Source organism: Pseudaminobacter soli (ex Li et al. 2025) (assembly GCF_003012705.1).
Lineage (GTDB): Bacteria > Pseudomonadota > Alphaproteobacteria > Rhizobiales > Rhizobiaceae > Pseudaminobacter > Pseudaminobacter soli.
On the sequence record NZ_PXYL01000004.1, the window covers coordinates 247,026 to 260,233 of the forward strand.

Here is a 13,208-nt window from a genome sequence, read left to right on the forward strand (position 1 = left end):
AGATCAGCCCCAACACTTGTTGAGGCCGGTCTTGACGTCGATGGACTCGAGACCCTTCACGGGCTTGGCAGTGACGAGCGACACGCCGGTGTCGAAAAAGGTCTTGCCTTCGGTCGGCTTCGGCTTCTCGCCGGTGTCGGCGAACTTCTTGATCGCCTCGATGCCGAGCGAAGCCATCAGCAGCGGGTACTGCTGCGAGGTCGCGCCGATGACGCCGGCCTCGACATTCTTGACGCCGGGGCAGCCGCCATCGATCGAGACGATGAGCACGTTCTTTTCCATGCCCACGGCCTTCAGCGCCTCATAGGCGCCGGCAGCGGCCGGCTCGTTGATCGTATGGACGACGTTGATGCCCGGGTCTTTCTGCAGAAGGTTCTCCATCGCCTTGCGGCCGCCCTCCTCGTTGCCGTTCGTCACGTCGTGGCCGACGATGCGCGAATCGTCCTCGTCGCCGATCTTGTTGGGGTCCTTCGGGTCAATGCCGAAGCCGATCATGAAGCCTTGGTCGCGTAGCACGTCGACCGTCGGCTGCGACGGCGTTAGGTCGAGGAAGGCCACCTTGGCGTCCTTGGCCTTGTCGCCGAGGGTCTCGGCCGCCCACTGGCCGATCAGCTTGCCGGCAAGCAGGTTATCGGTGGCGAACGTGGCGTCGGCGGAGTCTGCCGGCTCAAGCGGCGTGTCGAGCGCGATGACCAGAATCCCAGCATCGCGCGCCTTCTTCACCGCCGGCACGATGCCGGCCGTGTCGGAAGCCGTCAGCAGGATGCCCTTGGCGCCGTCGGCGATGCAGGTCTCGATTGCAGCGACCTGGCTTTCGGAGTCGCCGTCGATCTTGCCGGCATAGGTCTTCAGGTTGACGCCCAGTTCCTTGGCCTTGGCGACGGCGCCTTCCTTCATCTTCACGAAGAAGGGGTTTGTGTCGGTCTTGGTGATCAGGCAGGCGCCGATGTCGGCGGCGGAAGCGGACGAGGCAAAACTCAGCAGCACGGCTGCGGCAGCACCGCAGACGGTGGACTTCAAGACAGTTCTGTAAGTCACGGTGTTCCTCCCTTTGAAACGGGCTCGATGGATCGAAATCCCACCGACATCGAGGCACCTCTCTCCCGCCTTCGACGTCTGCAGTCAGCAAATACCAGCACCTCCGGGCTGTCAATAATTAAATCACTCTGAATTATTATTGACCCATACCACCAACTGGCGCATTGTCCGCCCTGAAATTCGGGAGGATTTTTCGTGGAAGTCGGTGATGTCCGGTCCCCTCAGGCCGGAACGGAAGAAGTCAGCTTTCCCCGCGGCACAAACCAGAGCGGCATGCGCGACCACAATGAGCGGCTCGTGCTCTCGCTGCTGCGCCGCCATGGCAGCTTGGCCAAGACCGACATTGCGCGGATGTCGCAGCTTTCGATCCAGACGGTGTCCGTCATCATGCGCAAGCTGGAGGAGGACGGACTTCTCGTCCGGCAGAAGCCGGTGCGCGGCAAGGTCGGGCAACCGTCGGTGCCCATGGCGCTCAATCCGGAACGCGCCTATTTCTTCGGGCTAAAGATCGGTCGGCGCAGCGCCGAAGTCGTGCTGATCGACTTCCTCGGCAACATCCGCTCCATGCGCAAGCTATCCTATCGCTATCCGACCCCGCGCGAGACGACCCGGTTCGCGCTCGACAGCATTGCAGCCATTCGCGCCGGCCTCTCCCCCGACCAGGACCGCCGCATCGCCGGGCTCGGCATCGCAATCCCCTTTCAGCTCTGGGACTGGGCCGACACTGCCGGCGCGCCGCGCGAGATCATGGACGAATGGCGCCGCGCCGACATTCGCGCCGACATCCAGGCGCGCCAGGACTTTCCGGTCTATCTCCAGAACGACGCCACCTCTGCCTGCGGCGCCGAACTGGTCTTCGGCCAGACGGGGGGCTTGAGGGATTTTATCTACTTCTACATCGGCACCTTCGCCGGCGGCGGCGTGGTGTTGAACGGCGCGCTGTTTGCGGGGCGGACCGGCAATGCCGGCGCGCTCGGATCCATGCCCGTTCCCGGTCCGGACGGGCGCCCGATACAGCTCATCGAAGCCGCCTCCCTCGCTCTTCTGGAACGGAAGCTTTTGGCACGCGGCCTGGATACCTCGTTCCTGTGGGACTCGCCGACGGAATGGGGGGAGATCGGGCCCGACCTCGAGGCCTGGATCGAAACCGCCGCCGAAGCGCTCGGCTACGCGATCGTCTCGGCCTCGGCGCTGATCGATTTCGAAGCTGCGATAGTCGAGGGCTGGATGCCGGCCACGGTGCGCGCGCGGCTGGTCAAGGCAGTTGCGGCAGCGCTGACGCGCATCAACGTCGCCGGCATCCAGGTGCCCGAAGTTCGCGAAGGCACGGTCGGCATTGATGCCCGCTCGCTCGGCGGCGCAAGCCTGCCGCTGTCAGAGCGCTTCCTGATCGCCTCGGCGCTGCCGGTTGGAGCCTGACGATGCCCTGCTCTCTTGCGGCGGTCCCACCGTCGCACTATTCGAATTCCAGCCAACCTCTTCCGATGCCTCGGACCATCAGCGAGCGACAGAAATGATCCTGTGTTGCGGTGAAGCCCTTATCGACATGCTGCCGCGCGAAAGCACGGCGGGCGAGCCGGCCTTTGCGCCCTATGCCGGTGGCGCGGTCTTCAACTCGGCTATTGCGCTCGGTCGCCTCGGCGTTCCGGTCGAATTCTTCTCCGGCCTGTCCTCCGACCTGTTCGGCCAGCAGATCCGCGACGTACTGGCCTCGAGCAATGTCGGCTCGCGCTATGCCAGCGTTTCGGCGCGGCCGACCACGCTCGCCTTCGTGCGCCTGACCAATGGCCATGCCACCTACACCTTCTATGACGAGAATACCGCTGGCCGGATGCTGAGCGAAGCCGACCTGCCCACGCTCGGCGACGACATCGAGGCCATGCTGTTCGGCGCCATCAGCCTGATCCCCGAGCCGTCGGGCTCGGCCTACGAGGCGCTGATGCGGCGCGAGCACGACCGTCGCATCACCATGCTCGACCCCAACATCCGCCCCGGCTTCATTCAGGACAAGGACAAGCACCGCCAGCGCATGGAGCGCATGATCGCCATGGCAGACATCGTAAAACTGTCCGACGAGGATCTTGCCTGGTTCGGGCACGATGGCGATCAGGAAGAAGTCGTTCGCAGCTGGCTAGATGCCGGTCCCAAGCTCGTCGTGGTCACGCGCGGCGCCGAGGGCGCCACGGGCTATTCCAAGCGGCACAAGGTTTCGGTTGCCCCCCAGCGCGTGACCGTGGTCGACACGGTCGGCGCCGGCGACACCTTCAATGCCGGCCTGCTCGCATCGCTCCACGATCAGAGCGTTCTGACCAAAGTGGGGCTGGACGCACTGTCCGAAACGCAGATCCATGCGGCGCTGACACTGGGCAATCGTGCGGCGGCAATCACGGTCTCGCGCGCAGGCGCCAATCCGCCCTGGCGGCGCGAAATCGCCTGACGCGCCGCGGCTCACCGCCTGTTTTGCCGATCACTTTATATTTCTCGCGCGCGAACGCGTCCCGGAAGCGATTGCCGGCATGAGCGCCGAAATGGCGGAAATCGTGCCGCTACGCGCACAGATTGTGCTGCCCCCGGTAACGCGACACCTGGCCGCGCCCGCCCAGAAATCTTTCGGGTGCGGTTCAACTCTGCTATCAGCCTCGGCAATATCCGCGAAAACGAAGGCTTTGGAGCAGAGATGCAGTTCATCGATCTGGGCGCGCAGCGCGAGAGAATCCGGGACAAGCTGAGCGCGGCGATCGACCGCGTCGTCAACGAAGGCAAGTACATCCTCGGCCCCGAGGTCGCCGAATTCGAGAAGCAACTGGCCGCGTATGTCGGCGTCAAGCATGTCGTGGCCTGCGCCAACGGCACCGATGCGCTGCTCCTGCCGCTCATGGCTTCCGGCATCGGACCGGGCGATGCCGTGTTCGTGCCGAGCTTCACCTTTGCAGCGACCGCCGAGGTGGTGGCGCTGGCCAAGGCCGAGCCGGTGTTCGTCGACGTCGATCCCGAAACCTACAATATCGACATCGACAGCCTCGAGGCCGCGATCGCCATGATCAAGGCCGAGGGCCGGCTGAAGCCCCGGGCGATCATCCCGGTCGACCTGTTCGGCCTCTCCGCCGACTACGACGCCATTGCCGAAATCGCAGCGCGCGAAAACCTGCTGGTCGTCGAGGACGCAGCGCAGGCGATCGGCGGCAAGGCCCACGGCAAGATGTGCGGCGCCTACGGCCATGTCGCCTCGACCAGCTTCTACCCGGCCAAGCCGCTCGGCTGCTATGGCGACGGTGGCGCCATGTTCACCAATGACGACGAGCTGGCCGCGCGCCTGCGCTCGTTTGCCTTCCACGGCAAGGGCGAGACCCAGTACGACAACATTCATGTCGGCCTGAACTCGCGCCTCGACACGCTGCAGGCAGCGATCCTGATCGAGAAGCTGGCGATCCTCGAAGACGAGATGATCGCCCGCCAGAAAGTGGCGCAGCGCTATCGCGACGGCCTGCATAATGTCGTCAAGGTTGCGCATGTGCCGGAAGGCCATCGCTCGGCCTGGGCGCAGTATGCCATCGAGACGCCCTATCGCGACGAGCTCAAGGCTCACCTGCAGTCGCTCGGCATTCCCTCGGTGATCTACTATGTGAAGCCGCTGCACCAGCAGGTCGCCTACAACCGCTACCCGCGCACGCCCAAGGGCCTGCCGGTTTCGGAGGGCCTGCCGGAACGCATCCTGTGCCTGCCGATGCATGCCTATCTGACGGCCGAGGATCAGGATCGCATCGTCAACGCGATCAGCGATTTCATCGCGTCCAAGACCGCGCAGGCCGCCGAATAAGGGTTTTGCGCCCATCCATCAAAAAGAACCGCGCGCTGGCAACGGCGCGCGTTTTTTTGTGCTGTGGGGCCTAAAACCTCGGCGCGCCGGAAACCCGGCCCGTGGCGACGAATGACGGGTTGGCAAAATCGTCCTCGTCCGCCTGGTTTCGCTTGCCATAGACAAGCGGCTTGCCATCGGTCGTCGTGGTGCTGCCGCCGGCCGCGCGCAAGACCGCATCGCCCGCCGCGGTGTCCCATTCCATCGTACGGCCGAAACGCGGATAGACATCCGCGGAGCCTTCAGCCACGAGGCAGAATTTCAGCGAAGACCCAACGGAGACGATTTCCGCGGCTTCGATCTGCCGGATATAGGCGTCCGTCTCCGGCGTGCGGTGCGAGCGGCTGGCGACGATGGTAAGCGGCACCTGCCCTTCCCTCACCGAAATCCGGTGCCGGCCGAGGATATTCAGCTCATGGTCAAGTGCGATCGCCTCGGCGTGACCGGGCCGCGCGGAAAAAAACCGCCCGCTACACGGCGCATAGACGACGCCGACTTCGGGCACGCCATCGCGTATCAGCGCGATGTTGACGGTGAAATCGCTTTTGCCGCCCACGAACTCCTTGGTGCCGTCCAGCGGATCTACAAGGAAAAATTCTTGTCCGAGCTCCGGGGCAGCGATACCCGCCGCCGTTTCCTCCTCGGCCACGCAGGGAACGCCCGGAAAGACTTCGCGCAGGCCTTCCAGGATCAACCTCTCGCTCGCCCGATCGGCTTCCGTCACCGGCGAGAAATCCGCCTTGTGTTCAACCGAAACCTTCGAACGGAAGATTTCCATGATCACCCGGCCGGCCTGGAGCGCAAGTCCCTCGAAGACGGCGAGGATCGCCTCGTCGTCAGATACCGCCGCCTTCGTCGTACTGTTGATCTGCAATGTCGCGCTCACGTAACCAGCCTTCGAGAACCTCTACCATCTCTTCAGGCGTCCTGCCGAGCGTTTGAAGGTGCAATTCAGGGTTTTCCGGTGCCTCATAGGGCGAATCCACACCGGTGAAGTTCTTGATCTCGCCCTTGAGCGCACGCGCGTAAAGCCCCTTGGGATCACGGCCGGCGCATTCCTCGAAGGGCGTGTCGACGAAGACTTCGACGAATTCGCCCGGCCCCATCAACTCGCGCGCCATACGGCGCTCGGCCCGGAAGGGCGAGATGAACGACACCAGCACGATCAGCCCCGCATCGGCCATCAGCCGCGCCACTTCCGCCACGCGCCGTATGTTCTCGACCCGGTCCGCCTCGGAGAAGCCGAGGTCCCGGTTCAGGCCGTGGCGGATGTTGTCGCCATCCAGAATATAGGTGTGCCGGCCGCTGGCATGCAGCTTCTTCTCCAGAAGATTGGCGATGGTCGATTTGCCCGAGCCCGAAAGGCCGGTGAACCAAAGCACCGCCGGCTTCTGCTGCTTGGCGGCGGCGCGCGCCTCCTTGGTCACGTCAAGCGACTGCCAGTGGATGTTGTCGGCGCGGCGCAGCGCGTGCTGGATCATGCCTGCGCCGACCGTCGCATTGGTCAGGCGATCGATAAGGATGAAAGCACCGGTGGCGCGGTTGTCGCCGAAGGCATCGAAAGCCAGCGGCGACTGCGTCGAAATCGTGCAGAAGCCGACTTCATTCATCTCAAGCGATTTCGCAGCCGCATGGCCGAAGTCGTTGATGTCGAGTCTATATTTGAGCTCGGTGACGGTGGCGCTCGCCTGATCCGTCTCGGTCCGCAATATGTAGGAGCGGCCGGGCAGAAGCGGCTTGTCGTCGAACCAGACGATGTTGGCCGCGAACTGGTCGGTGACGTGCGGCCGCGCCTTGGGCGACACCAAGAGGTTGCCGCGCGAGACCTCGACCTCGTCTTCAAGCACCAGCGTCACCGCCTGCCCTTCCACGGCCTGCTGCAGATCGCCGCCGTGCGCGACGATACGCTTGACCCGCGTAGCCTTGCCCGACTTGGCGACCACCACCTCGTCGCCCTCCGCAATCGAGCCCGAAGCAATGGTTCCGGCAAAGCCGCGAAAATCGAGATTGGGCCGGTTCACATACTGGACCGGGAATCGGAATGTTTTTTCCCCCGCATCCTGCTCGGCGTCGACCGTTTCGAGATGTTCGATCAGCGTCGGCCCGGCATACCAGCCGGTCTTCTCCGACTTGCGCATGACGTTGTCGCCATAGCGAGCCGACATCGGGATCGCCACCACGGATGCGAAGCCGAGGCCCTTCGAGAAAGCTGCGTAGTCGGCAACGATGCGCTCGAACACCGCGTGGTCGAAACCGACGAGGTCGATCTTGTTCACCGCCAGCACAATGTGGCGGATGCCGAGCAGCGAGGCGATGATCGAGTGGCGGCGGGTCTGGCGCAGCACGCCCTGGCGCGCGTCGATCAGCACGATTGCGAGGTCGGCCGTCGAGGCGCCGGTCGCCATATTGCGCGTGTACTGCTCGTGGCCCGGCGTGTCTGCGACGATGAACTTGCGCTTGGACGTGGCGAAGAAGCGGTAGGCGACATCAATGGTGATGCCCTGTTCCCGCTCAGCCTCCAGCCCGTCGACCAGAAGCGCGAAGTCGATGTCGTCGCCCGTGGTGCCGTGCTTGCGCGAATCCCGCTCAAGCGCGGCAAGCTGGTCCTCGAATATCTGCTTGGTGTCGGAAAGCAGCCGACCGATCAGGGTCGACTTGCCGTCATCCACCGAACCGCAGGTCAGAAAGCGCAGCAGCGACTTCTGTTCCTGGGCGGCCAGATAGTCTTCGACGGTTTCGACGACGGCGAGGTCTTCTGCAAGGAGGGGACGCATCAGAAATAACCTTCGCGCTTCTTCTTTTCCATGGAGCCCGCTTCGTCGCGGTCGATCAGGCGGCCCTGCCGCTCGGAGGTGCGCGCGATCAGCATTTCGCTGACGATGCCCTGCAGATCGGTGGCGTCGGATTCGATTGCGCCAGTCAGCGGGTAGCAGCCCAGCGTCCTGAAGCGCACCAGCCGGTTTTCCACCACCTCGCCCGGCTTGAGCTTCATGCGGTCGTCATCGCGCAGGATGAGCATGCCGTCGCGCTCGACGACCGGGCGCTCCTTGGCGAAATAAAGCGGCACGATGGGGATATCTTCCTGCAAAATGTACTGCCAGATATCGAGCTCGGTCCAATTCGACAGCGGGAAGACGCGGATCGACTCGCCCGGCGCCACGCGCGTGTTGAAGATCTTCCACATCTCCGGCCGCTGGTTCTTCGGGTCCCAGGCGTGGCTCGAATTGCGGAAGGAGAAGATGCGCTCCTTGGCGCGAGACTTCTCCTCATCGCGACGCGCGCCGCCGAAGGCCGCGTCGAAGCCGTATTTGTCGAGCGCCTGGCGCAGCGCCACTGTCTTCATGACATGTGTGTGTGTGTTCGAGCCGTGGTCGAAGGGGTTGATGCCCTCTCGCACGCCGTCCTCATTGATGTGTACCAGAAGATCGAAGCCCAGCCGCTCGGCCATGGAATCGCGAAACTCGATCATCTCGCGGAACTTCCATGTCGTGTCGACATGCAGGAACGGGAACGGCGGCTTGGCCGGATAAAATGCCTTCATCGCCAAATGCAGCAGCACCGACGAATCCTTACCCACCGAATAGAGCATCACCGGTTTGCTGAAGGTCGCCGCCACCTCGCGAAAGATATGAATCGCCTCGGCTTCGAGCCGGTCGAGGTGGGAAAGCCTGGCAAGCATGGAACGCCTTCGGAAGATACGGAAGTGGCGACGGCAACGTCTTGAGTTGCTGAGATTTTCGTCGCCAGAGGCCTTCCTCTCAAGGAGCCCGCTACCAATTTTGCAGGGATTGCCGATCGTAGCGTGCGCTGCCGGGCACTTCTTTGGAAACTTGTTTCGTCGGTAAGGAACGCTCGATTTTCCCGGGTGCTGTCCGGGTGAACATGGAGGCCCTTCCGGAGCCTCTCCCAAAAACAAAAAAGCCGCGAACCGAGGTTCGCGGCTTTCTATCGGAATGGCTGCCGATCAGCGCTTGGGCAGCAGCGCCCAGATCGCCGGCGCCAGCGTCGAGGCCAGCGCAACCTTGATCAGGTCGGGCACGATGAACGGCACGACGCCGAACTGCCAGGACTTCTCGACGCCGATCAGCGCGGCAAGCCAGGCAAAGCCCATGGCCATCATGACGACTTCGGCGGTCAGCACGGCGCCGAGCATCTTGAACGGGCTGCGGTCCCAGCCGCGGTCCGCCGCCCAGCCGACGATTGCGGCCATGGCGACGAAGCCGGCCAGGTAGCCGCCGGTCGAGCCGAGCATATAGGCGATGCCAATGCCCTTCTCGGGCGTGCTCTGGAAGACCGGGAAGCCCATGGCGCCCTGGGCCATGTAGAGAAGCAGCGTCGCCACTGCCAGGCGCATGCCGAAGGCGGCCGAGATCAGGAAGATCGCCAGCGTCTGCAGCGACATGTCGACCGGTCCGAGCACGACTTTGGTCTTGGCGGACAGAGTGAGCGAAAGAGTGCCGGAAACGGCGAGGAAAATTTGCGTGGCCAGCCGCGCGGCGCCGCTCTCGGGCAGCGCCAGCGAAACGAGCGGGCGGGCGGAAATTGAATTTGCCATGGTGGTCCCCATTTCAATCGAGGTTGGCCGATCAGCGCCGGCCGGGTTTGCCTATATTGGCTGTCATGCTAAGCGGCAAACAATTTTAGCGGTTTCGCACCGAAGGCAAGGCAGTTTCGACGATGTCCATCGAATTCGACACCAAGTTCGAGCCGGCCTATGGCGAATCCGTTCCGGTGACGAAGGGCATTGCCCGGCTGACGGTGAACAATCCCAGCGCCTTTACCTTCCTCGGCACCAACAGCTACATAGTCGGGCGTGACACGCTGGCTGTGATCGATCCCGGCCCGGAGGACGAGGCGCATTTCCAAACGCTCATCAAGGCGATCGCCGGGCGTCCTGTCAGCCACATCTTCGTCAGCCATACGCACCGGGACCACTCGCCGCTGGCCGCCCGGCTCGCGCAGGAAACCGGCGCCATCGTAGCTGCGGAAGGGCCTCATCGCCCGGCGCGTCCGCTGCGGATCGGCGAAACCAACCCGCTCGACGCCAGCGCCGATGTGGATTTCAAGCCAGATCTTGCGCTGAAGGACGGCGATGTCGTCGAAGGCGACAGCTGGCGCATCGCCACGGTTCTGACGCCCGGCCACGCCGCCAATCACGCGGCCTTCGCGCTCGAAGGCACGGGCATCCTGTTTTCGGCCGACCATGTCATGGCCTGGGCCACGTCCATCGTCGCGCCGCCGGACGGCGCCATGAGCGATTATATGGATTCGCTCGACCGACTTCTGGAACGCGACGACCGGCTGTTCCTGCCCGGCCATGGCGGAGCCGTGACCAAGCCGCGATCATTCCTGCGCGGCCTCAAGGCACACAGGAAGATGCGCGAGCGCGCCATTCTGGAAAGGGTGAAGTCAGGCGACCGGACGATTCCCGAAATGGTCGCGGCGATCTACCGGGATACCGATCCGCGCCTGCATGGCGCTGCTGGCCTTTCGGTTCTGGCGCATCTGGAAGACCTCGTCGGACGCGGCGCGGTTACCGTAGACGGCGAGATTTCAATCGACGGCCACTTTGCGCCCGCCCACTAGCCTCACTCGGCGTCGGGCAGCGGCGTCTGTCCCGTCTCGCTTCCAACCTCCGTATCGAGGTCGTTCATGAACTGCGCCACGCGGGCGGCATTGTCGCCAAGGTCATGCCGGCCGTAGCGCGAAGCCGAACGCATGTCGACATAGGTCGTATCACCCTCGTCGACGATCCGTATCGACACATCGACCGGAAAGGCCAACAAGGTGGTGTAGGCCAGCGCATCGATGGTGACCACCTCCTCGTCGGGATGATGGGTCGGGCCGAAGAGCTTCCAGTCAGTGTGCGACAGGACTGCTTCGACCGCCGCCAGCGTACGGTCGAGCGAAAGGTCGTAGCGCCTGCCGGTTATGTCCGGATATTTTTCTTGCTGCAGCTTGCGCTGCGCCGGCGACGGAGCTTCCACCGGGTTCATCCCCGGAGTGCGCATCTTCAACGCCATCGTCAGCTCGGGCGGATCGTCCAAATCCGTCGAGATGTCGTTCAATTCGGGATGGCTGAAGGCGCGATAGCCCGAAAGCAGGAACGGCACCAGCACGACCACGGCTACGATCGCGCCATAGGTCAGGTCGCTGCCGCCGAGATAACCGTCGTTCCACACCGAGGGAAGGGCGAAGGCCGCCAGCAGCAACGCGACGGCCGCCAGCACCGCAACGATGGCGAGGACCCAGAGAAAAGGCACCGTCTCGAGATACCCCTGACGATGGCCGAGCCCGGCTACGATGAACAACACCGCCGAAAAGGCCGCCAAACGCCACGACCAGACCGCGCTCTTCGACGTCCGCTCCTCCAGATATGCCGCCATGTAAATCTACCGTCGGTTCCGCAATCTCCGACTACTTAGAGCATTTTGCCGCGAGGTGGTACGCCTCGCGTCGCACAAAGGCGGCGCAATCAAGTAGATAGAGCGTGATGCCATCCGAAAGCCGGCCCTCCGTTTAGCCAGGACGACCTCTCCCCGCCGGGGAGAGGCTTGAGGTTATTGCAGCTGCCCTGTTATCTCCGGCTACAGCGTTTCCCGGTCCGGCAGCCTCTCCGTCTCATCAGTCGGAAGCCGGTAGTCGCTGAACTGCTTGCGCAAGGTGGTCTTCTGGATCTTGCCGGTGGCCGTATGCGGTATCTCGTCGACGAACGCCACGTCATCCGGCAGCCACCACTTGGCGACCTTGTCCTTCATGAAGCCAAGGATATCCGCCTTGCCCGGCTCACGGCCCGGCTTGCGCACCACCACGAGCAGCGGCCGCTCGTCCCATTTGGAGTGCCGCACACCGATGACGGCAGCTTCCGCGACATCCGGATGGCTGACCGCGAGATTTTCGAGCTCGATGGTGGAAATCCACTCGCCGCCCGACTTGATGACATCCTTGGCCCGGTCGGTGATCTGCATATAGCCGTTCGGGTCGATATGGGCGACATCTCCCGTGTCGAACCACCCCTCCTCGTCGAACTGCTCCTTGCCTGCCCCGCCATAATAGGCGCGCGCCACGGCGGGGCCCCTCACCTTCAGCCGGCCGAATGTCTTGCCGTCCCAGGGCTGCGGCCGATTGTGGTCGTCGGTGACGATCATCTCGACGCCGAAGGGCGCATGACCCTGCTTCTCCTCGATGTCGAGCCGGGCTTCGCCTTCGAGCCCGGCATAGTCTGGCTTCATCGTACAGAGGCTGCCGAGCGGCGACATCTCGGTCATGCCCCAGGCATGGACGACCTCCACGTCGTAGTTGTCCTGGAATTTCTTGGCCATCATGCGCGGGCAGGCCGAGCCGCCGATCACGACCTTCTTGAGATAGGGCAGCTTCTTGCCGGTCTCCTCCAGATGCTGCAGCAACATCAGCCACACGGTCGGCACTGCGGCCGTGAAGCTGACCTTCTCGGTATCCAGCAATTCGTAGATGGAGGCGCCATCCATGCGGCCGCCCGGCATCACCAGCTTGGCGCCGATCATCGGCGCGCTCTGCGCGATGCCCCAGGCGTTGGCGTGGAACATCGGCACGACCGGCAGGATGACGTCGCGCGACGAGATACCCATCGCATCGGGCATGCAGGCCATCATCGCGTGCAGCACGTTCGAGCGGTGGCTGTAGACGACGCCCTTCGGCTCCCCGGTGGTGCCCGAGGTGTAGCACATGCCGGCCGCCTCGCTTTCGTCGAGCGCCTTCCAGCGGAAGTCGCCATCGGCCTCCGCCAGCCATTCCTCATAGGGCACCGCGTTTCGTAGCGAGGTTTGCGGCATGTGCGCCGCGTCCGTCATGACGATGACCTGCCGAAGCGTCGGAACCAGCGCGGCGATCTTTTCCACCAGCGGCAGGAAGGTCAGGTCGACGAACAGCGCCTTGTCCTCGGCGTTGTTCATGATCCAGACGATCTGCTCGGGAAACAGGCGCGGGTTGAGCGTGTGATAGACCGCGCCAATGCCCATGATGCCATACCAGGCCTCGATGTGGCGCGCTGTGTTCCAGGCCAGCGTGGCGATGCGGTCGCCGCGCTTGTAACCCTCCTTTTCCAGGCGCTGCGCCACCTTCAGCGCGCGGCCGCGCAACTCGGCATAGGTCGTGCGAACGATCGGTCCTTCGACGGAGCGCGAGACGATCTCACGGTGCGGGTGCTGGATTCCGGCGTGGTCGAGTATCTTGTGACAGAGCAGCGGCCATTCCTGCATCAGTCCGAGCATTCCGTTCCTCCCTTTGTCATTTGTTGTTTTCGGCATTGTTGGAACGATTGGGCGGATTGTCCAGC

11 protein-coding genes are annotated in these 13,208 nt (G+C 63.5%); 4 read left to right on the top strand and 7 right to left on the bottom strand.

Annotation, left to right across the window (positions count from 1 at the left end; genetic code table 11):
- Nucleotides 1-3 precede the first annotated feature (3 nt).
- On the bottom strand, nt 4-1,020 hold the full coding sequence (locus tag C7I85_RS10050; RefSeq protein WP_106723829.1) for a sugar ABC transporter substrate-binding protein: 1,017 nt from the start codon (nt 1,018-1,020) through the stop codon (nt 4-6).
- Nucleotides 1,021-1,311: 291 nt separating this feature from the next.
- Between C7I85_RS10050 and C7I85_RS10055 the strand changes: the two genes are divergently transcribed.
- From C7I85_RS10055 to C7I85_RS10065, 3 genes are all read left to right on the top strand, one after another.
- Complete coding sequence (locus tag C7I85_RS10055) at nt 1,312-2,457, top strand: ROK family transcriptional regulator (protein ID WP_106723830.1); 1,146 nt, start codon at nt 1,312-1,314, stop codon at nt 2,455-2,457.
- Between the two features lie 94 nt (nt 2,458-2,551).
- Nucleotides 2,552-3,475, top strand: a complete 924-nt coding sequence (locus C7I85_RS10060; protein WP_106723831.1) for a carbohydrate kinase family protein — start codon at nt 2,552-2,554, stop codon at nt 3,473-3,475.
- Between the two features lie 240 nt (nt 3,476-3,715).
- Nucleotides 3,716-4,855, top strand: coding sequence for a DegT/DnrJ/EryC1/StrS family aminotransferase (locus C7I85_RS10065; RefSeq protein ID WP_106724096.1), 1,140 nt, complete (start codon nt 3,716-3,718; stop codon nt 4,853-4,855).
- 70 nt (nt 4,856-4,925) lie between these two features.
- On the opposite strand, the gene cysQ is transcribed toward C7I85_RS10065, so the two are convergent.
- The 4 genes from cysQ to C7I85_RS10085 form a co-directional block, all read right to left on the bottom strand.
- Nucleotides 4,926-5,780: a 3'(2'),5'-bisphosphate nucleotidase CysQ gene (gene cysQ / locus C7I85_RS10070; protein WP_280954353.1), complete on the bottom strand. Its 855-nt coding sequence runs from the start codon at nt 5,778-5,780 to the stop codon at nt 4,926-4,928.
- Nucleotides 5,731-7,668 carry a sulfate adenylyltransferase subunit CysN gene (gene cysN / locus C7I85_RS10075; protein WP_106723833.1) on the bottom strand — a complete coding sequence of 646 codons (1,938 nt, stop codon included), beginning with the start codon at nt 7,666-7,668 and terminating at the stop codon, nt 5,731-5,733. Before cysN ends, cysQ begins: the two co-directional genes overlap by 50 nt.
- Complete coding sequence (gene cysD, locus C7I85_RS10080; protein ID WP_106723834.1) at nt 7,668-8,573, bottom strand: sulfate adenylyltransferase subunit CysD; 906 nt, start codon at nt 8,571-8,573, stop codon at nt 7,668-7,670. Before cysD ends, cysN begins: the two co-directional genes overlap by 1 nt.
- Nucleotides 8,574-8,858: 285 nt before the next feature.
- Complete coding sequence (locus C7I85_RS10085; protein ID WP_106723835.1) at nt 8,859-9,449, bottom strand: biotin transporter BioY; 591 nt, start codon at nt 9,447-9,449, stop codon at nt 8,859-8,861.
- A gap of 122 nt (nt 9,450-9,571) precedes the next feature.
- On the opposite strand from C7I85_RS10085, the gene C7I85_RS10090 reads away from it, so the two are divergent.
- Nucleotides 9,572-10,480, top strand: coding sequence for an MBL fold metallo-hydrolase (locus C7I85_RS10090; RefSeq protein ID WP_106723836.1), 909 nt, complete (start codon nt 9,572-9,574; stop codon nt 10,478-10,480).
- A gap of 2 nt (nt 10,481-10,482) precedes the next feature.
- Here C7I85_RS10090 and C7I85_RS10095 read toward each other — a convergent pair whose 3' ends face one another.
- Both C7I85_RS10095 and C7I85_RS10100 read right to left on the bottom strand, forming a co-directional pair.
- Nucleotides 10,483-11,280: a DUF1499 domain-containing protein gene (locus tag C7I85_RS10095; protein WP_106723837.1), complete on the bottom strand. Its 798-nt coding sequence runs from the start codon at nt 11,278-11,280 to the stop codon at nt 10,483-10,485.
- Between the two features lie 201 nt (nt 11,281-11,481).
- Nucleotides 11,482-13,143, bottom strand: a complete 1,662-nt coding sequence (locus C7I85_RS10100; RefSeq protein ID WP_106723838.1) for a long-chain-fatty-acid--CoA ligase — start codon at nt 13,141-13,143, stop codon at nt 11,482-11,484.
- Between the last annotated feature and the right edge of the window lie 65 nt (nt 13,144-13,208).

Excerpts from the sequence above, each read along its gene's own strand:
- C7I85_RS10055 (WP_106723830.1), top strand. The coding sequence starts at position 1,312 with ATGCGCGACCACAATGAGCGGCTCGTGCTCTCGCTGCTGCGCCGCCAT.
- C7I85_RS10060 (WP_106723831.1), top strand. The coding sequence starts at position 2,552 with ATGATCCTGTGTTGCGGTGAAGCCCTTATCGACATGCTGCCGCGCGAA.
- C7I85_RS10065 (WP_106724096.1), top strand. The coding sequence starts at position 3,716 with ATGCAGTTCATCGATCTGGGCGCGCAGCGCGAGAGAATCCGGGACAAG.
- cysN (WP_106723833.1), bottom strand. The coding sequence starts at position 7,668 with ATGCGTCCCCTCCTTGCAGAAGACCTCGCCGTCGTCGAAACCGTCGAA.
- cysD (WP_106723834.1), bottom strand. The coding sequence starts at position 8,573 with ATGCTTGCCAGGCTTTCCCACCTCGACCGGCTCGAAGCCGAGGCGATT.
- C7I85_RS10085 (WP_106723835.1), bottom strand. The coding sequence starts at position 9,449 with ATGGCAAATTCAATTTCCGCCCGCCCGCTCGTTTCGCTGGCGCTGCCC.
- C7I85_RS10090 (WP_106723836.1), top strand. The coding sequence starts at position 9,572 with ATGTCCATCGAATTCGACACCAAGTTCGAGCCGGCCTATGGCGAATCC.
- C7I85_RS10095 (WP_106723837.1), bottom strand. The coding sequence starts at position 11,280 with ATGGCGGCATATCTGGAGGAGCGGACGTCGAAGAGCGCGGTCTGGTCG.
- C7I85_RS10100 (WP_106723838.1), bottom strand. The coding sequence starts at position 13,143 with ATGCTCGGACTGATGCAGGAATGGCCGCTGCTCTGTCACAAGATACTC.